Source organism: Pedobacter paludis (assembly GCF_003173575.1).
Classification (GTDB): domain Bacteria; phylum Bacteroidota; class Bacteroidia; order Sphingobacteriales; family Sphingobacteriaceae; genus Pedobacter; species Pedobacter paludis.
Map to the genome: position 1 here is coordinate 246,204 of NZ_QGNY01000003.1, position 21,555 is coordinate 267,758.

The 21,555-nt window shown below is 36.1% G+C and carries 14 protein-coding genes; 1 reads left to right on the forward strand and 13 read right to left on the reverse strand.

What is annotated here, in order from left to right; all coding sequences use genetic code 11:
* Position 1 precedes the first annotated feature (1 nt).
* From DF947_RS09160 to DF947_RS09225, 13 genes are all read right to left on the reverse strand, one after another.
* A complete protein-coding gene (locus tag DF947_RS09160; protein WP_109929404.1) occupies positions 2–835 on the reverse strand; it encodes a PKD domain-containing protein in 834 nt (277 codons plus the stop codon).
* Positions 836–848: 13 nt separating this feature from the next.
* Positions 849–2,285, reverse strand: a complete 1,437-nt coding sequence (locus DF947_RS09165; protein WP_109929405.1) for a PA14 domain-containing protein — start codon at positions 2,283–2,285, stop codon at positions 849–851.
* Between the two features lie 31 nt (positions 2,286–2,316).
* Positions 2,317–4,020: a DUF4983 domain-containing protein gene (locus DF947_RS09170; RefSeq protein WP_109929406.1), complete on the reverse strand. Its 1,704-nt coding sequence runs from the start codon at positions 4,018–4,020 to the stop codon at positions 2,317–2,319.
* 30 nt (positions 4,021–4,050) lie between these two features.
* The gene (locus tag DF947_RS09175) at positions 4,051–5,670 is read right to left on the reverse strand and encodes a DUF5008 domain-containing protein (RefSeq protein ID WP_109929407.1); all 1,620 of its coding nucleotides are present in this window, start codon (positions 5,668–5,670) and stop codon (positions 4,051–4,053) included.
* A 33-nt stretch (positions 5,671–5,703) separates the two neighbouring features.
* Positions 5,704–6,432, reverse strand: a complete 729-nt coding sequence (locus DF947_RS09180; protein ID WP_109929408.1) for a hypothetical protein — start codon at positions 6,430–6,432, stop codon at positions 5,704–5,706.
* A gap of 19 nt (positions 6,433–6,451) precedes the next feature.
* A complete protein-coding gene (locus DF947_RS09185; RefSeq protein WP_109929409.1) occupies positions 6,452–7,975 on the reverse strand; it encodes a RagB/SusD family nutrient uptake outer membrane protein in 1,524 nt (507 codons plus the stop codon).
* Positions 7,976–7,986: 11 nt separating this feature from the next.
* Positions 7,987–11,133, reverse strand: coding sequence for a SusC/RagA family TonB-linked outer membrane protein (locus DF947_RS09190; protein ID WP_109929410.1), 3,147 nt, complete (start codon positions 11,131–11,133; stop codon positions 7,987–7,989).
* A 21-nt stretch (positions 11,134–11,154) separates the two neighbouring features.
* Positions 11,155–12,246, reverse strand: coding sequence for a DUF5007 domain-containing protein (locus tag DF947_RS09195; protein WP_109929768.1), 1,092 nt, complete (start codon positions 12,244–12,246; stop codon positions 11,155–11,157).
* A 36-nt stretch (positions 12,247–12,282) separates the two neighbouring features.
* Entirely contained in the window at positions 12,283–13,392 is a 1,110-nt protein-coding gene (locus tag DF947_RS09200) for a discoidin domain-containing protein (protein ID WP_109929411.1), read from the reverse strand.
* Positions 13,393–13,404: 12 nt separating this feature from the next.
* The gene (locus tag DF947_RS09205; RefSeq protein WP_240615354.1) at positions 13,405–14,910 is read right to left on the reverse strand and encodes a RagB/SusD family nutrient uptake outer membrane protein; all 1,506 of its coding nucleotides are present in this window, start codon (positions 14,908–14,910) and stop codon (positions 13,405–13,407) included.
* A gap of 34 nt (positions 14,911–14,944) precedes the next feature.
* Positions 14,945–17,941, reverse strand: coding sequence for a SusC/RagA family TonB-linked outer membrane protein (locus DF947_RS09210; RefSeq protein ID WP_109929413.1), 2,997 nt, complete (start codon positions 17,939–17,941; stop codon positions 14,945–14,947).
* 621 nt (positions 17,942–18,562) lie between these two features.
* Positions 18,563–20,098, reverse strand: coding sequence for a SulP family inorganic anion transporter (locus DF947_RS09220; RefSeq protein ID WP_109929415.1), 1,536 nt, complete (start codon positions 20,096–20,098; stop codon positions 18,563–18,565).
* A gap of 69 nt (positions 20,099–20,167) precedes the next feature.
* Positions 20,168–20,572, reverse strand: coding sequence for a winged helix-turn-helix transcriptional regulator (locus DF947_RS09225; protein WP_109929769.1), 405 nt, complete (start codon positions 20,570–20,572; stop codon positions 20,168–20,170).
* Between the two features lie 219 nt (positions 20,573–20,791).
* Between DF947_RS09225 and DF947_RS09230 the strand changes: the two genes are divergently transcribed.
* Entirely contained in the window at positions 20,792–21,547 is a 756-nt protein-coding gene (locus DF947_RS09230; protein WP_109929770.1) for an SDR family oxidoreductase, read from the forward strand.
* Positions 21,548–21,555: the final 8 nt, after the last annotated feature.

The following is a 21,555-nucleotide window of genomic DNA, read 5'->3' on the forward strand; positions in this document are numbered from 1 at the left end:
TTTATGGTTGTTTTTTATTGATTGTCCATTCTGATAGTTGGAAAACCCTACTGCCCCTATTGGCCTTAATATAAAGACGATAGAATTTATAGGCAACAAAATTGTCGAAATAAAATCTTTTGGTAACATTTCTTTCGTTTGAATTTGCCCAAGGACAAACCGTTACCGTATGTAGATCGGTATATTGAATACCATCTAAAGACCCCTGCAAAATCCAATATCTTGGATCTCTATCTTCCGCATCATTACCCGAAGTTAATGTATAAGCACCGACAACTTGAGGAGTTTTTAGCTCGAAAGTACATTTTTGTGTACCATCAAAACCAGCTTGTAAAAATTTGGTTTTGGTATCGCCGTCAACAAGCTTTTTAGACCCCTCACCAGAATCTGGACCAGCGCCAGCCTCTAAGTTTACCGAGAAAATACCACCAATAGTTTGAATGTAATTTTCACCGATTTTGGTTGGATCGAAATTAGGATCAACAATGTTTAATAATACTTCTTTTGCTGCAGAATATCCCTGACTATTTCTAGTTGTTAAGGTAACCTTATATTTACCCGGGAAACGATATACATGTTTAGGACTAACCGCTACGGATGTACTGTCATCACCAAACTGCCACAATAAACTTGTGTAGTTTGTAGATGATCCTGTAAACTGGTACTCCAAAAACTTTGTTGGGCTTGCTACAGTATAATCAAAACCTGCAGTTGGTTTAGGCTCATCAATAACCGGAACCTCTTCTACTGTATCCTTCTTACACTTTACTGTTGTAATTACAATAAGTATTAATAATGATAGGATACCGAATAATCTTTTTACGTTATTTTTCATATCTAATTAATATTTAAGGTGCTGGGAATAATTGAGATTTTGGTATTACTCTTTTCGACAAAATATTTGGCACTTCAATTTCTAAGTAAGCCTGCTGACCACCCACATTTTCTCGGTGATGTGCCTCTATTTTATAACGTTTACCACGCTCTAAAAATATGGTACCTTTTCTGTAATCCTTATCCCACTGTGTGGTGTAATCATTTACCAGCTCAACGCCATTTACATATAATCGGGCACCATCATCCCAACGGGTTTGATAGAAGGTATACGTTCCACGTACCGGAGCTAAAAACTCTCCAGTCCATCTAGAAGCATAATTATCTCTACTTAATTGTACGCCTGCGGTATTTTTAACACCATCAGGCCATCCATCGCCACTGAAATTAATCTGCTCATCAATTCTGGTTGCGAATGGGGCACGGCCATCATCTGGATCCAATTGGGTATTGGTATAATATTTAGCTCTTAAACCTGTACCATTACCGGTTATGTAAGAGTTATTATCAAAATTCACGTTAGGATCTACCACTACAATTAATTTACTTTTTGTTGGGTGAATAACATGATTGGTTGATTGCTGAATATTTAAAGAGAATGCGAATTTTTTATTTGCGGCAATATTTGCATCAAAAACAGGCCATGGAATCTGAAGCCTCACAATTGCACTGGATGCGCCAGTAGCAAATCGAACTACAGTGTCAAGCGTATAATCTTTAGCTGCTAAATGAATTGCATCTGCAGGCAAAGTTCCTTTACCAACTAAAGTGGCAATGGTATCTACGTTATCTCTAATCTTTATCGTAAAAGCTGAAGACGGTTGGTTCTCTAAACTTACTACAAGAGGAATGGTTACACCTGCTGGCCCTATAATATAATTGCCTTGATAAACCACATTATACGTACCTCCTCCGTTTAAAGTTAAATAGTGCAGGTCGGTTGGTTTTAATAAATCTGATGTATTAATAATTACCAATATGGTAGACTTGCCTGGAGCAATTTTATTTCCTTTACCAGGCGCTGATAACTTTAATGCAAATACGATTTTTTTACCATAATTACGTTCGAGTACTGATCTACGAACAATGGCAATACCTTCGCTATTATCTGTTCCAAATGCAACATTAATTACGTTTGGATATTCTACAGCAGCAGATGGCATAAGTATGGCATTGGTAATGGTTCCGTTATTGATTAACTGAGTAACCGTATCGTTATTTAAAGTTAATCCAACCTGAAAAGCCTCTTCTGCTACTCCTGTTAAAGAAATTTTAAAAGGTACTTTCACATATTCGTTGTCTATTGAAACATTCGAGGCAACAATACCCTCGCCCGTAATGCTTCTGGTGGTTGCGTCTGGCAACTTCAAATCATCAATTTGTGACTTGCTACAAGAATAAACACCAAAGATGGTTAGACTGATCAGTGCGATGTATATAAATTTTTTCATTTTATGATATTTTAATTATCAGATATTCTGTTTATTGATCTAACCATACACGGCCATCAAGTCCCCAAGTTTGTTTGTTTGGAATCTTTAACCAGTTTATAATTTGTGCTGGGATATCGCTCGTTTGTGGAACAAATACCGCCAATGTTTCTGGTGCCGGTGGGCAAATCAAATCATTAAAATTCTCCCAAGTGTACGTTCCCTGAAATTTAAAATCATGGGCTTGAGAACTCAAATCGGCCATAATATTACCATTACCATCTGTTGCTGGCCAGTAACCTACCAAGAAATTAAAATAAGGATGACTTTGATCGATAGACGTTTGGCAAGCGTAGTTGGCAATCGTTCCATCAGGTACAGAAAACTTGAAGTAACGGATATCACTCACATATACATCTGGCTCACCATGTCCATTTCCATTTAAATAGCCCAATTTTAAAGGATTTGAATTCGCTAAGGAACCTGAACCTGTAATTTCTACTTCGTTGTTAAAATTACCATTGGTATAGGTACGAACAAATCTTTGTCCGTTTCTAACTTCTATTTTTACAGATAAATTTGCCCATTTGCCTTTATCAATATTGGCACCTCTACATTGGTGGTAATCGCCATCTTTAGTACCCCTCCATTCAAAGTACCAATATGCATCCTCTAAATAGATAACCCAGCCTACGCTCGGGTGACCGCTAGACCATTCATTACGTTTACCCAAAACACTTGGCCAGAAAAATTTATCCGCGTTCTTTTTAACCTTAAGCTCAATGGTCATTTTAGTGGTATCCTCGATGTTGTAAACATTCGCGTCTGCAGCATCAACCTGAGCTCTGATATTTTGACCCTGAAAACGAATTGTTTTACCTAAGTATCGGTTACCCGTAAATGGTTTGGTTATAATTCTTTTTTTATAGGTTGGTGAATAGTATATTACAAATGAGTTTGCTTTGGGTTGGCTAAAAATAGTTTGATCATCTGCATTTGCAGGTAAAGTAAACTGTCCACCTGCACTCGAAGCGATAACAACCAGCCATTGCTCATTATTATAATTAGGGCGTTTTTTTAATGCGGTTAAAATATCGCCTACCGAGGTATCGAATTTTTCTATTGCTGTTTTATAAGCAGGAAAGGAAATATCATACCCAGATGTTGCACCAGCAGTATTAACACCTGTAAAATGACCCACAACAACAGATGCCGTATCGCTGGTTAAATTGGTTATGACAGCTGCTTTAACCGCATCATCATCAGCTAACAGATTACTAACATCTGCTCCTGTTGTTAACGATTTAAATACCGTTGAAGAAGTGTAGGTAACGATTTTTGATTTTGCGCTTGTTTCTTTAATCCTTTTAAAAATAATAGGATAATTCTGTAGATCATTATTTGTTAACGCATCGCTTGTAACCTTGTGTTTCTCTTTTTTAACACCGGTTAGCATATTTGCCCAGTTTGTTGCATTTGCAGTAGATGCAGGATCGCTTAACCCTACCCAACTGTAAATAGAGTTTGGTAAAATTGCATCGATATTTGGTGTATTCGCATCCAAAACCGATTGGCCTCTTGCACCATCAACAATTAGGTACAAAACCTTGCGGTTTCCGTATTTTACTGTTGTTGTATCACTTGCGTTCTTATCTCCAATTGTTCTATCGAAATCTTTATTGCAAGAGAATATAGACGTAGTGATTATTGTTGCGATTAAGCCAATCAATAATTTATATTTTTTCATCATGCTCATCTTAATTTATATTTTGGTTAGCTTAATCTATTATTCGATGGTAACTCTAATGATGTTATTTAAAGGTTGATTATCAAAACGATTAAAACCACCAATTAACAACAATGCTTTTTTTCCATCAGCTGATTTTGTTTCTACAATATCAGAAAGGCTTCCGTTAAACGGTCCGGTTGAGTTGTAACCAGCGGCCAATGTTCCTGTAGGTGTTAATACCATAAAACCATTACGGGTTACGTTATTATATTTAACAAAATAACCACTTACCACGATCAATCCGTTTGTAAGTTGTTTAGCATAATTGGCTTGACCACCCTCAAAGGCCCTAGAAACAAAAGATTCATCTAAAGTTCCGTTTTCATTTAAAACCGCAACACCAATAGCCAATTTCCCATTATATTGAGTGAAGCTTCCAGTAATTACGTATTTTTTTGTTGTTGCGTTGTATGTACAAGAACTTATTACGTTATCTGCTCCGCTACCAGGTGTAAATGTTGGGTCAATATTTCCATCAGGATTTAATCTAACAATTCTATTTGCAGGTTGTCCATCAAAAGTATTGAAACTGCCAAACACCACTAATTTTTCCAACTTATCGGCATCTGTATGCATATAGCTGTCTATATTACCGTTTCCACTTTCTTTCCCTTTGTTTGTAGCGGTATTAAAGCGGAAGGTTTTATCTAAACTACCATCTAAATTAAAACGTAAAACCTGTCTAATTTCAGTACTATCTAATATAACGGTATCTCGCGAAAAATCGTAATTAAACTTATCATAAGTTCTCTTAACATAATATCTAAAATTACCTGTTGCCAAAATTTTTCCCTGGTGCGCATACACTCTATTGATATAGGCATTGGTACCACCATTAAATTTAGGAAACCATTTTTGTGTAACTGTATCTGTTAGGGTTGGCTTCCTTTTAGTCTGGATTTTAACTGTATCAATAGCACCGCTTGTAAATAGGCTGGTAATGTTGCTGATATTCTCGGTACGTTGGTTAAAGCCACTAAAGCCACCTGCAATAATAAAACGGCCACCAATTTCCAATACCCTAGCCAATCCTCCATTGGATCCTTTACCTGTACGGAAGGTACGATCGTATTCGCCATCGGCAGATGTTCTGGCTATTCTATTTATTGGAACAACACCACCTTTATTATCATAATTTGTGAAGTTACCCACGATTATATCTCTGCCATCAAGCATTTCGTAAACCTGACTAACGTAGCCATTGGTACCTGCAGTTGCCTTAAAAGTAGGATCAATTTGAATAAGACCCGTTACTGTGAAAAGCGGACCTATAAATAATTGATCGCCTATAGCAATTGAGGTTACACCAGTACTTCCAGATGCCGGTACTTTAACTGTTATTGTTGTAGCGGTTACACCAACAACTTCAGCTTTTTCTCCATTAAACATGAAGGTTAATTGATCTTTGAATTTGTCGAAGCCGGTTGCCTTAATGGTTACGGTTGTTCCAACTATACCTATCGCAGGTACTGGAACATCAGTTTGCGAAATGGCTACGCCCAATGGCGATTTTGCATCTGCATAAGGATCCGGAATTGCTTCTTCTGCCTTTTTACATCCTTGAAAGCTGAAAGCTAATAAGGCAATTATTGCGAATATTAAATTAATTTTTTTCATCGTTTAATTTCTTGAGGTAAACCTAATATGGCCTTAATTAGATGGATTAGAAGGAGTTAAACCACTATAATACACATCACTAAAAAAATCGTATCTGGCAAATCCGAAATATGCACCATTATAAGCTAGAGCATGCACCACACCATTTGTAGGTTTAATATCAGACGATGATACGGCATTGCTATACCAATTGTCATTTGGTTTTGAAGCATCGGGTATGTAAGTTAAAACCAATTGACGGTAGCCTATATATTTAATGTTATTGGCTGTAGCATAGGTTACTCCAATATTTGAAATGTTACCACCTAAAGAATAATACAAACCACCAGGGTAAACAGATTTAACATCAAAATCTATTTGTTGATAATCTTTAAGTCTATTTACACCTTTAAACATATAGCGTTGCAAAAATCTTTTCCAGATTAGAGGACTTATCTGATCCAGTGTTTTAACCGTATCTTTTCCAGAATAAAACAGGTAATTATTTAAACCATCTGTTCTTATCGTTCCGATTGTTCTTTTGATTACATCGTCATCAAATGCAAAAAAGGTAAAATCATCTTTAGTAAATTCGTTTTCCATACCGGCCAGTTTTACAATTTTAGCTACCGTATCGAAAGGAACTTTCTTAGCTTGCAAATATTGAAGCATGTTGCCTGGATAATTAGGATCTGCTAAACCACCATCATTATAATACTCATCTCGTTTACAAGCATTTAGCAATAAAAGTAAAGCAACGCAAGCAAAAATTAGCTTTTTCATATATCTTTTGTTATTATAATTAATTACCACCGTTAACCCAATAATCGTTCAACTTCATATAAGGGTTGTTGTTTAAAGCATTTGAGCTGATCGGCCAAGTCCAAGCACCACGACTAAATTTATCCGAAGTAAGTACATTGTAAGACCATTGGCTACTTAAAATGCGTTTTGTTCTTACCAAATCGAAATAGTGATGACCTTCACCGATAAGTTCTCTTGATCTTTCGAAGAAGATAAAATCTTTTAATTCGGTACCACCACCACCACTGTATTTTGATGCCTGTGCACGATCTCTAACTTTATTTACCATAGTAATGGCATCTGCATCCTGACCTAAATTTGCCAAGGCTTCAGCATATAATAATAGCTCGCCGCCATATCTAAAAATCATAAAAGTATTATCTGGATTTGCATCTTCCTCACCTGTAATGAATGAGTTTTTAGCAAATTTTAGCATCATAAACTTTCCATTATCTGTAAAAATATCTTCGTTAAACCAGGTGCTAATTCTTTTATCACTTCCATCTTGAAAAATTTTCTGCATATACTCTCCTCTGTAATAAGCAAAACTTACACGGTGGGTATATTCCGGTCTTTTGTATGGATAATGCAAAAACATATCGGCAATTGGCGCAACATTTAAAACTGCGTCACCATAATTTATACTTTGATAAAATTCAAATAAGCTTTCATCAGAACGGCCCTTAATTACAGATGCCCATTCACTAAGTGGCAATAATCTATAAGCATTACTGCCAACCAGTTCTTTGCCTAAGTCTGCGGTAGCTTGATAATATTTATTGGCATTGGCACCATCAAAACCAGCATTCCACATGTTCATTTCCATCATCAAAGCAATGATACTGCCTCTATTGGCCCTCACTCCTTTTAATGCCGGATCAGCGTAAGTAAATGGAATTTGGCTTTTGTACCCATTTAAATCTGCAATGCATTTATTTAATACCGATACAAAATTTTCTCTTGGCAAGGCAGCTGAGTGGAAAGCATCAGTATAATACACCACGTCTCCGTATAACCTAACCATAGTAAAGTAGCAAAGCGAGCGAATAAATGCGGCTTCAGCTTTAAACTGTCCCTTTTCTGTATCGGATACTCCAGGGATGCCTTCATCTAATTTTGCGATTAAAATATTTGCACCTTGTATAACCTGATAATAACCATTCCAATCGGTAATTCTTCCAAAGTTGTAAAAATCCCAAGGCTGACCGCCTCTAATTAAACCTAAAATGTCGTTTCTACCTAAGTATTCTACAAACTCTCTTGCCGGAGCCAAATCTGCCTGGCTTTCGTGTAAAACTTCACCAGATCTATATTCTCCAACTGCTCCAACATAATGCGTTTCGTTCATTTTGCCGAAAGCAATTCGCGATAAATCATAAATATTGGCAACAACATCTTCTTTAGATTGGAAAAAATTATTCCCGGTTAATTTATCTAAAGGCTGTATGTTTAAAAACTTTTTACATGCAGGCAAGCAAAACGATGCTGCAATAACTAAAGTATAAATGATAACTTTTTTCATAATAATATTTTTTAGTTGCCTGTATTAAGTTCTAAGTTTAAACCAATATTATAAGTACGTGGTACAGGGTATCCGTTAGAAATATCTCTTCCCAGTGTGGTTACGTTTTCTGGGTTTGGCCCGCTATATTTTGAGAAAGTAATTAAGTTGTTGGTAGAACCAAATATTCTCAAATTGGCTAATCCAAAACGGCGGATTAACTTTTTATCGAACATGTATGATAGTGTTAAGTTGTTAATTTTCAAGTAAGAACCACTTTCCTGCCATAAAGTTTGATCGGCTCTCAATGGTTGAACAGCTCCGTAACGACTGTAATCATAAGGATATGGATATTTAGCATCATCTCCCGGTTTCATCCAGATGTTTAAATCATTTAAAGGTACAACTGCATTTAATGCATATGGATCTCTCATGATGGCAATACGATCTGCTAAGGCGTTGTTTAAGATTGTTCGATCAGCAGTATAACTTGCATAAACATTTAAACCCCAGTTTTTATACCTCATGGTAAATGATAAACCGCCTGTAAATAATGGCTGAGAGTTTCCTGTTACTTCGTAATCTCTACCATCTAAAATATAATCTCCGTTAACATCTTTCAACCTTGGGTCTCCGGCGTTAAAGAAAGTACCGTTAGTTTGGTATCTTTTACCCGTAACCGGATCTGTTGGCACATCTGAATCGTTGGCATAAACACCTTGATTTATGCGCAAATAGTTTGATAAGGTATTTCTTCCTACACGGTAAACAATATGCTGTAAATAAGCTGATCCATCGAAACGGATATATTGGCCATTATATTCTTCAGGAAGTTTTAATAAAACATCTCTATTATATGCGCCGTTTACAGAGAATGACAAATCAAAATCTTTGCTTGTAATGGCTTTGATATTTAAGCTGATTTCCGAACCGTAATTCGCAATACCCAAATCGTTACTTGCTAAACGAGAGAAACCTGTTGTATTAGATAAGAAGCGATCGAACAATAAGTTGTCAACCTTTTTGAAGTAAGTATCAAAAACGATAGAGAATCTGTTGAAAAACCCTAAATCGAAACCTAAGTTGTATTGACTTGTTGTTGTTGGTTTTAATGCCGGGTTAGGAATTAAATCGTAATTAATACCAATGGTTTGTGTATTGTTAAAGTTGCCATTTAAGTTATAAATACCATATATACTTTGAAGGTTTCCCGTTGGCGCAATATTTTGGCCCCATGTTAACCTTAAGCTACCATAGTCTAACCATTTTTTATCAACCAGCCAGTTTTCCTTGTTGAAGTTCCATCTTAAACCAACAGATGAGTTTTTTGAATATGGATTTTCCAAACCACTTGATGATGTACCATCCAAGCGATAAGAAAACTCAGCCACATATTTTTTATCGTAATCATAAGATAACGATCCTGCAAATGATGCAATGGTTGCATTTCTATAGTTACTTAAAACCCCACCACCTCTTGAGTAAAATCCATCATACCCAACTGGGCCTTGAAGCTGATCGTTCGGAATTCTTTCCTGTTGTGTTATGGTTGCTTGAGAGCCCTGTTTGTAAATCTCATTAAATGTGTTTACAAAGAAGTTGTGCTTTTCGCCTAGTGTCTTTGCATAGGTGATCGAGTTTCTATTATACAATTGGAAATTTCTACCTGCATAATCGTACAGTTTAGCAAACTGTCCATTTGCAACTGCTGGCGTAAATGTGGTTTCAGTATCTGATGTATAATCATAACTTAAAGTAGATGATGCTGCTAAACCTGGAATAAATTCGTAACGGGCGTCAATATTCGTTCTTAAGTTTCTTGAGTTGTTATCATTTAAAGTTTGCAAAGCAGATAATACACCACCAGATGCCTGATAGAAAGAAGGCGGAGGCAAAAGTGTAGATGCTTGCCCATTAGAAGCTACACCCGATTGCAATAATCCGGCTCCATTACCTTTATTCTGTTTACCAACCGAACCATTAACAAAACCGAAAAATCTAAATTTATCGTTCGGTTTAAATTCCATGTTCATGTTTAGGTTATAACGATTATAGCCAGTGTTTTTAATTACGCCTTTTTCAGCATAATACCCCATATTGGCTTTGTAGTTAAATTTTTGATCACCACCATCTAAAGCCAAGTTATGACTCTGGTTATAAGTAGTTTGATAAAATACATCCTGCCAATCGGTAGAGTTGTTCCAATATGCATTTAAACTATCGGCCAAGAAAGGGGTATTACTAATCCTTCTGATTTGATCGATGTTTTGCGCATTTAAAATAATCTGTTGAATTTTTAAAGATCTTTCAGAATTACCACCTAAAGTTTCACGTAATTTTGGCGGTGCATTAACGAAAAAGTTCGATACATATTTAATACGTGGAATTTTTGAATTACCTCTTTTTGTAGTAATAATAATTACACCATAAGCACCCCTAGATCCATACATTGAGGTTGCCTGAGCATCTTTCAAAATCTGAATATTTTCGATGTCCTCTTGAGGGATCAAAGAAAGCGGGCTAACACCTGGGCCTTGCGTTTGAAAACCAAATTCGGCTGCTTTATCAGCATCCAATGGCACACCGTCAATAATATACAATGGAGAGGTTGGTTGTAAAAACGAATCGTTACCACTACCAGAAATACTTAAGCTAGAAAGACCACGAACCTGTACAGAACCCCTAAAGCCTGGTGCACCTGTATTGTTCTGAATATTTAATCCCGGTACTTTACCTTGTAAAAGCGTTTCTATATTGGATACGGGAATATCTGATACATCTTTACCAGTAAGCACCGTTACCGAACCTGCAGTAGTTTCCTTAGGTCTGTTTTGGTAAGCTACAATAATAACCTCGCTCAAATCTTTTCGATCTTCACTTATGGTAACCGTAATATTGGTTTGATCGGTAATTTTAGCCGATGCAGTATTGTATCCTAAAAATTTAAATAATAGTGTTCCACCAACAGGCACGCTGGCCGAAAATTTTCCATCGCCGTTGGTTTGCGTTAAACCCTTATTTGTGGCTTGCAAAACAACAGATACACCTGGAACGCCCTGTTTAGTGTCTTTATCGATAACCCTACCATTCACAATAATATTTCTTTCTTGCGAATAGGCATTCGTACCACATATTATACATACAATAAGTAATGTATATAAAAGTATATTTCTTTTCATAATATTAGCTTTATTGATCAACTATTCGTTAGCAAATTTTGGATTCTCTGTTTTGAAATAAAATACTATTTCCCAGTCTCCAGCTTTGTAAATTGCGAAGTCGATTCCGAAATTGGCTACCGTACGGCCGCCACCAAAACCTAATCTTGAGTAACTTAACTCTACTTTCGCTCTTGAACCACCAGTTGCATACGATGTTGGTATTTCTACCAATGGAATTGGATAGGCCACATCGTATTGAACATATTTATCTGTCATTTGCATGTTGAAACCGTGGATCATTTTAGCCCAAACCGTTTCGTTAAACTTTTTAGGATCAATTGGTAACGAATCTTTTCCCAATACTACAATACGTAAAGTATGACCGTTACCACCAGATGTTAGTGGACGGATGTACACAATTGCATCTTTCTTATCGTTATTGCTTACTAGGTTTAAGTTAGAAGTAGCACCAATAACGTTGTTCAAATAAGGGCGGATGTAATCTCTAAGTTTTTTATCTAAAGGAAACTTCGGATCAGGCGCTGGCAACCCAGTAAATGCATTAAAATCATTCGATGGTTCGTAAGGTCTTTCTCTGTACGGCCTAATCTGAAAATCTCTAATCAATCTTTCACCACCAGTATTTTTAACTTTTACATCAAAAAAACGAGTGTCTTGAGATAAGTTTGTACTATCTGTTGGTCTGGGTTTTAATATTTGATTAGTAGCCGATGGCCATAAAATGAATTCTCCGGAAGAACGCATTTCAAAAATCTGGTGCGTTTCTATTTTTCTCTTCGCTTCAATTTCAGCAAGACTTTTTTCCAAACCCGTGTATGGCGCAGTCCAAACATATGTAGGAGCCGTAGTGAAAAGATCGGTTACCGGCTTTCCATCTCCAAATCTTGCGTTTACAATTTCAAACGTGATTGGATTAGTAGAGTTATCGCTATTAAAGCCACCAATAAGATTGGTTCTACCGATTATTGGTTCTAATATTTTATTGCTAAAATTTACATTGTTGCTTAAATAATCTTTTTCGCTTGGCAAGTCGAAAATCTTTTTGCAACCGCTTAAAGCTAAAGCAGCAAGTAAAACGACAACGAAATATTTATTTATGATAGGTTTCATCCGAGTATTTGTTTTAATGTTTCTAAATCGTATCATTTATTTCGTTTTGTTTATTGTAAACTCTGCCAATTGGAAAGTACCACTGTTTCTCAATTCTGTAATATCTATGCGATAAAATTTATAGGCTACAGTGTTTGTACATCTAAATACTTTTTGTTGATATCTTTCCTCAAAGAAGAAGTTAGATCTTCTATCCAATTCTACCCAATTTGTACCGTCCATCGAGCCTTCGTAAGTCCAGGCTTTTGGATCTCTTTCGTTCGCATCATTTGCTGATGTTAGTGTATAAACTGATGAAACAGCAGGCGTTTTAAGTTCAAATCTCATCCATAACTCACCTTGTAAATCGGCAAGGAATTTAGTGTGATCATCTCCATCGATTACTTTTCTAGAATTTTCTCCACTGGTTAAACCTCCGCCATTTTCGCGGTTAGATGAAAATATACCGCCAATTTCTAAATACAAGTTTGGTGGTGGTGGAACAAAAGTTAATCGGGTAACAAATTCATTAAATCCAAAAACGTGATCTGCACTGATTACATGAACTACACCATTCTTGGTTTTAATGTTGTTTGAAGAGGTTGTGCTCGTTGCCCAGTTACGAACAAACTTGCTTTTTTTAGTATTATCAAAATTGATAATCTCCGGACCTGCAGCTACCTGACCAGATGCCGAACTTTTGGTAATGCTGGCATGCATTGGGTATCCAATGTGTACACTGGTTAGGTTTAAACCGTCTTGAAGTTTTAAAGAATCAGTAGTTTTCTTTCCTCTAATAATGTAGTAAGAAGTCATGGTATCTAACTGAACAGCATCAATATTGGCTAAGAAAAGTGGATCCTTATCAGATTGCTTTCTTAAGGTATTTAAATTTCTTAGAGCCAGCTGAAAGCTTGGATTGGTAACCGCAAACAAAGTAACATTGCTATCGGTTAACGTTTTTTTCAAACCCATTCTATCAATAGCTACAATCAGCGAATCGAAAACACCAGGTTTGCTTTTCAGATACTCGTAAGTATTGCCAGCAAATGTTACATTTTCTTCTGGGGCTTCGTAAAAACCTCCATTTTTTTTACAGGCTGAGTTTATTAAAGTGAGCACCACTAAAAATGTTAATGCGCTCATGTATTTTATTGAATTTTTCATATCCTTTTATCGTTAGCGCCAGTAAGCATTTTGAGTTAATAAACTGTTCTGAGAAATTAGTTTTCTCGATACCGGCCAATAAATACCACCTGAATTAATAAGGTTCATGAATTTGGCGTCGTTTTGCTTGATCTTGTTGTAGCGGATTAAATCATACCATCTTGATCCTTCGCCCAACAATTCGCGGTGGCGCTCTTCAAAGATGGTTTTGATCATGTCGGTAGTATCGATAGACCAACCATCGTCATATCTTCTACTAACTACAGAGATCAGTTCATTTAAGGCACCATTTTGATCGCCCAATACTGACAATGCCTCAGCACGTAACAATACAATATCTTCTAATCGAGTAAAGATCAACGCACTGGTGAAATATCTGAAGTTTGGATCGGTACCACCACCTTGAATCACTTTTATTTTACTGAAAATTGGATATTTACCGTTTAGGTTCGAGAAATATCTTCCATCATATCTGGCTTGACCTAAGGTATCTACTGCAAATCTTTGATCTTTTGCAACATTAAAATACTTTAAGATCGAATCTTTTGGCAAATAAATATCCGGCACTGATTTGGTTGTAACTGGTTCAGCTAAAGTTAGTTCTTCAATGTGACCAGTTGAAGAACCATCTACGTGACCATAATCCGAATTGAAGCCAAACATTTGTCTGGTATTTTTATTGTAGAAAAAGCCGTTTGAATTTGACAGATCGGTACTTGAAGTAAAGCCTCCACCACTTTTGCTATAATTATCTTCTACAAACTTTGCATATTTAGATACGTTTGTGTAATCACCATTCCAGGCAGCTAAGTGGGCTAAGATGGCATAAGCCGTATTCTTAGTAGCTAAAGCACCACCCCATCTGGTCGAGTTTTCGTTGTAGTAATCACTAGGTTGCTGTACATCGCCAGCACTATAAATAAAAGGAAGATCTGCCGCGGCCTTTAACATTTCTTGTTCAGCCCATGCTAAAATTCTAGCCTGACTTTCACGAGGTTTATTTGTAAAGTTACCTTCATCTGATGATGTAATAAATGGAACATCTCCCCAAATTCTAACCATGTAGAAATACGCAAAGGCTCTTAAAAATCTTGCCTGAGCTATATCAACAGTCATGTTATTGGCCGTGTAACGCTTATCGGTATCTTTTACATGCTGAATGTTTTCTAAAAAAACATTTGCTCCGTTTACAATCGCATAAAACCTCGTCCAATCCGATAATGATTCCAGTACAGGGTAAGAAGCATTTAAATTGTTTCCAATAACAGCTTTTAAATCTTGGCGTTTTGGACTTAAAAATTCTGCAGTCCTCACATCTCCATAAATCCAGTGGCCGTTATTATCTGATAAAGCTGCACGGGTTAAAGCATAAACACCCAAAATTCCAGATCGAGCATCCTCCACCGTATTCCAAGCATTTTTTTCACCCACTACCCTGGTAGAATCTGTTTCCAAAGCTTTATTACAGCTAGAAAAGGCTACCAAAGAAATCAGAAGTATGTATAATATATTTTTCATCTTGCTTGATGTATTGTTAGTTCTTATTTTCATCTTATAGCTCCATTTTAACACCAACAGTATAAGTTCTTGGAATCGGCTGACCATAACCTGTATCAATTCCATCATAGCTTACCAATTCAGGATCTTGACCAGTATAAGGTGTGATGGTGAAAATATTGCTCACCGAACCGTATACAAAGAATTTGCTGATTTTGATATTTTTCTTCTTAAGCAAGTTGCCCAGTTCGTAACCTAAAGACACTTGTCTTAATTTTAAGAAAGAAGCATTTTCCAAGAATAGATCTTGATCTGCACGATATGGGATTACTGTACTCCAAGGATTGTACAATGGATATTTAGTATAGTCTCCACGTTTTTCCCAGAAAGTAATTTCTTTTACCGAAGTGATGTCCGTATTACCTTCGCGGTTTACAAAATCGAAACGGTTAGCCATTTCCTGGTTAATTAGCTTTCTACCCAAATTAAAATAAAGGCTTGTACCAAGGCTCCAGTTACCATATTTAAAATTGTTGTCGAAACCGCCAGCTACAGTTGGTAAAGAATGTCCTTTTAACACTTTATCATTATCATCAATTGTGTTATCGCCATTTTGATCTTGCCAACGAGGATCACCAGCTTTCAAAGGAATACCTTTGTATTTTAATTTTTGTCCATTTACTACTGGCACTTCAGCATCTGATGCGTAAATTCCATTGTTAACCAATAACCAATACTGATCTACAGGCTGACCTACTTTTAAGAATCGGTTACCTACAACCAGTTGATCCAAGCCTCTAGGCAATGCTTTTAATTCGTTTGAGTTATGGTTAAAGTTCAAAGCAGAGTTCCATGAGAATTTACTTTTCGCAATTACTTGACCGCTAATGGTTAAATCGATACCCATGTTGTTAACAGACATTCCACTTTCGATAGATTGCTTATAGCCATATTCTGCAAAAGCCGGAATTCCAATCAACTGATTTTTTTCAGTTTTGCTGTATAAATCAACCGAAACATGCAGACGGTTTTTTAACATAGATGCATCCGCACCAATATTAATCTGATCAGAATAAGACCAAGGCACACCGTAACCAACCCAACCAAACTGATATGTACGCGTTAGTACACCAAATGCATTATAACCTGGAACAGTTAAGTTACCTGTATATCCTACTGAGGCTGTGTATTGTGGCCCTTGTGCATAATTATCATAGCTAAATGGGCGTCCCATTCTACCAACACTTGCACGTAATACTAAATCATCAACCAATCTGCTATCTTTCAAGAATTCATTTTTTACATTCCAAGCTGCAGAAAGAGTTGGCGAGTAAAACCAGCGGCTTGTTGGTTGTGCGTTTGAAGAACCATCCAAGCGTAATATGGCCGATACAAAATATTTATCACTGAATGAGTAATCAGCTTTTCCATAGAAAGACAATAAGTTGTCTTCTGTTTTATCTACGAAACGATAACTCAATTCTCTTGGGAAAGCCAATGGTGTTAAATAGTTTGGAAGATTAGGATCTGATTGAAGTAAATTAATTTTAATATAATCGTTTACACCTTTGTAAGCATAAGCGTTGTTATATTTATAGATATCCCATTGCATCGATTGACCTACCTCAAAGTGGAAATCGTGAATTTTATTCAGGTTTAAGTCGTAAGTAACTTTATTATCCATCATTAATCTTTGGCTGAAACCATAGTAGTTAGATGCATAACTGTTCCCCTGCAACAATGTTCTAGCATAGAAAATATCTCTATAGCCTTCACTGTAATCTGCATTGAAAGATGATACCACTTTAAATTTGCCAAATGTTCCTTCTAGTTTTGCATATCCTTGAATGGTATTGGTTTTGTTATCATCAAAACCTTTTTGATATTCTTGAAGATAAGAAGCATAGTAATCTTTATTTGGAGGAAGTGGCGCACTTAAATCAGGGAAATAATTTATTTGCGCAAAACGATCGCGAAGTGATTTATTTCTATCGCGGTTTAATCGGTTCGCATTAATCATAGTAGAGAACAACAACCACTTGGTTGGCCTCATGTTAATGTTAAATGTTGCGCTATAACGATCAAGACCAGTTTGATCTGCAACGCCTTCGCTTTTTGTATTGCCTAATGCAAATCTGAAGTTAGCTCTATCCGTACCACCCGCTAGCGAGAAATTAACGCCATAGATTAAAGCGTTTTTATAGTATAAATCGGTCCAGTCAGATTTACCACTGTATACATTATTTAATGAATCACTTAAATATACAGGATACTCCTCATCATCAGAATATCTACCGTTAGTAGTATAAAGATCATAAAACCGTTGTCTAAACTCGTTTTCGTACTTACCGTTAATGGTGTTTACAAAAGGTTTCTGAACCATCCCTATGTAAGAGTTGAAAGATATAGAGCGATATTTCCCAGCAGCGGTTTTAGATGTTAAAACTATAACACCGTTAACACCTCTTGGGCCATATATAGAAGTAGAAGCTAAATCTTTAAGCACTTCTATTGAAGCTATATTATTCAAATCAATGCCTGCCAACAAGTTAGTTGCAGGGCCGATTCTGTTAAAATCGAATTGTTGCGTATCAAAAGCAAAAGGATGCTCACGTACTAAAGGAATTCCATCAAGCACAACTAAAGGCTGCGCATCATATAAATCCTTTTTCGATAATAATGGCATAGGAGCGCCTCTAATAAACATGTTCTGAATAGATCCAGGCTCTCCTGAAGGCTCTTGAACATATAGGCCGGCATAATTTCCTTTTAAATTTTGTTGCAATGAAATTGCAGGAAAGAGAGATAAGTCTTTCGTTTCCTTTTTAACTCCGCCAGCAAGCTTGTTGTAAAGAGTTTTAGATTTGATTTGCGCTAAACTATCTATCCTCAATGAATCCTGCTCCGGCAATTTTTTGTTTTTTGTCGTGTCTTGGAAAAGAGAGTAATTAAATGTTCGGCCTGTGTTAGGCTTATTACCTATTGCGTAGCTCGATAAAACGTTTAACGTTAGCGCAGCAAAAAGTACAAGGCACACCCCTAAGTATCGCATAGTTAATGGATCTTTAAATGGTAAAAAAATGATTTAAGAAAAATTTATTTTTTTGGAAACAGCAAAGTATCTGGTAGACTAAAAAGAATGGTACTTCGGCAATAGTAGTTATAGATTCTCATAAATTTGTATTTGGTTAAATCAAATATATATATACTAAATCGTTTTAACAATAAAAAGTCATTTTTGTTAAAAAAATATTATATCTGTGTATATTTTATTAAAATGATATAAAAATTAATTTTTAATTATAAACTTTATATTTATTTGCTGACATTGATGAAATTAGCTGGCAGTAAAAATCTTAATTTTTATGTATTTTTTCTGTTTGAACATAATAAAATCAACACTTTGTTGTTAAGCAAAGCAATAGTTAGTAAAACGTTTAACCTAATTAGGAATATTATTAAGGTTTTTGTTTACGATTCAAAACATTGTCGAAGTAAATTGATGAAACTTAAAATCATTGCTACGAAAAACACTTTCTCGAGCCAAATTAACTGCTCAAAAAAAAGCCTATTTCAAAAATCATCCTTGCAACTAATAATTAGTGCATCTAGATTTAGCCACATGAAGGTATATTTTGAATAATGAGAAATAAGGTTGTGTCAAAGTATATAATTATTTCTCTGGAGAAATGCGATAAGATGGATCTTCGATAATATTTACATCAATAACATCATCTGCATTTTTTAATAATCGCCTACAGTCTTCACTTAAATGCATAAGATGTAATTTCTTATCCAATGATCGATAACGCTCAGTAAGTTTATTTAAAGCATCAATTCCAGACATATCGAAAACCCGACTTTCTTTAAAATCGACAATTACATATTGTGGGTCTGTTGATACATCAAACTTTTCATTAAATGCCGTAACAGAACCAAAGAATAATGGACCAAAAATATCGTAGTGTTTTACTCCTTTAGCATCAATATATTTCTCTGCTCTAATTCTTTTTGCACTTTCCCATGCAAAAACCAATGCTGAGATTATAACCCCAATAAGTACCGCAAGCGCCAAGTTGTGGAGCCAAATGGTAATTACGGCAACTAAAATTCCAACAAAAATATCCTGTCGGGGCATTTTATTAATCACCTTAAAGCTCATCCATTCAAATGTTCCGATGGCTACCATCATCATTACGCCAACCAAGGCCGCCATTGGCACCCTCTCAATTACTGGCGCTCCAATTAAAATGATTAAGAGAATGGTTAATGCGGCAATCATACCAGATAATCTTGCTCTTGCGCCTGCAGATAAATTAACCAATGTTTGAGCAATCATTGGGCAACCGCCCATTCCAAAAAAGAAACCATTTAAAATATTCGCAGTTCCCTGGGCTATACTTTCTCTATTTGCATTACCTTTTGTTTCTGTAATTTCATCAACCAAGTTTAGTGTAAGTAATCCTTCCGTTAATCCTACGCCCGCCATTATTAATCCGTAAGGAAAAATAATTTTAAGCATTTCCAAATTGAATGGTACATCGGGAATGTGAAACGGCGGAAAACCACCACTAACTGATGCAATATCCTTAACAAGTTTGGTATGAATTCCTAAACCAAAAACCAATCCGAAAACAACAATTATTGCAACAAGTGATGCAGGAATTGCTTTAGTTATTTTTGGCAATAATATTACAATGGCTATGGTTAGTGCAACCAATCCAAGCATAATCCATAAAGGCGTACCACTAATCCATTCTGTTTTCCCGTTAATTACAGTTTTAAACTGTTCTAACTGCGACATAAAAATAATTACAGCCAAACCGTTTACGAAACCGAACATTACGGGTTGCGGTACCAATCGGATAAATTTTCCAAGCTTAAACAAACCAACTATGATCTGTATGATTCCTGCTAGAGCTACTGTTGCAAACACATATTCGATGCCATGCGATTTCATTAAGGCAATAATCACAATTACCGTAGCACCGGCCCCGCCAGAAATTAAACCCGGTCTGCCGCCAAGAACAGCCGTAACCAGGCCCATAATGAAAGCGGCATATAAGCCAACAAGGGGTGGAAACCCACCCAGAATGGCAAAAGATAATGATTCAGGAATCATCGTCATGGCTACGGTTAAGCCAGCAAGAATTTCGGTTTTATAATTTATTTTTTGGGAGAAATCGAAAAGTTGCAAATATGGCTTCATTAAGGTTGATGGGATTTTTAAGGAATTGCAAATATCAAACTTTGAACCGAGAATATGACAACTATAAATTTAGATTGCAGTTGATTTTGGAATTTCGCTTTGAAAAGTATAACAGTTTTTATCATCCGCCTCATTAAGGGAAAGCGGATGAATACGGTGCTGAAAATTATTGCCCCATATTTCTAATGATTTAAAAACATCTTTAAGTTTATAACCCGATTCGGTAAAGGAGTACTCCACTTTAGGCGGTACCACAGGATAAACCTTACGCTCTACAATTTGATCTTCTTCAAGCTCACGAAGTTGCTGGGTAAGCATTTTTTCTGCAATTCCCGGAATACTCTTATGCAGTTCGCCATATCTTTTTGGGCCAGACAACAAGCGGTTTAAGATAGTTAATTTCCATTTTCCACCGATCACGTTTAAAGCGGCTTCCATTGAGCATGTATAGTATTCTTGTCTTTTCTTTGTCATATAAAAAATTGGCATATGTTCTCAAACAATTCCGCCCCATTTCCTACCAAAAAGTTTGTACCGCACTAAAAAGTACATACTTGATTGGGAATTAGATTAGCTGTCTCTTTGATCTATCAAAACATAAAGATAATGAATTGATCACGAGTTTGCCTGAATAAAATGGGCTCGATAAATTTTGGATCATTTAAAAAAGGCATAAAATTAAATATTAAAAACATGAAAAAATTAGAAGGAAAAACCGCAATTATTACCGGTGGAAATAGCGGTATAGGTTTCGCAACTGCAAAAGAGTTTTTAGCACAGGGCGCCAAAGTAATTATTACGGGCAGAAACGAAAAATCCGTTCGAGAAGCAGCTGCCGAATTGGGCGAAAATGCTTTCGGAATCGTGTCTGACAGTGCGCATATGGAAGAAATTACCAAACTGGCAGAACAGGTTAAAACCATAACTCAAACTTTAGATATTGTGGTGATTAATGCTGGTGTTGGCAAATTCAACTCTTTAGAAAATATGAGTGAGGAAATGTTTGATGAAATTATGAATATTAATTTCAAGGGGGCATATTTTAGTATTCAACAACTATTGCCATTAATTAATAATGGAGGCTCGATTATATTAAACACTTCTATAAATGCGCACATTGGAATGGCAGGCGCAACAGTTTACGCAGCAAGTAAATCTGCCCTTTTAACTTTGGCTAAAAACTTATCTGCAGAATTAACCTCAAGAAAAATTAGGGTAAATGCGGTTAGTCCGGGGCCCGTTGGTACGCCTTTGCACAGCAGCGAAAAATTAGGTTTATCAGAAGAAGATCTTCAAAGTATGGGCGAAAGTTTAACTAAACAAATTCCTGTTGGACGATTTGGCGAAGCCGAGGAAATAGCCAAAACAATTTCATTTTTCGCTTCTGATGATTCTTCGTTTATCTTAGGATCTGAGTTGATTATAGATGGTGGAATGTATAACCTGTAAATAAAAAT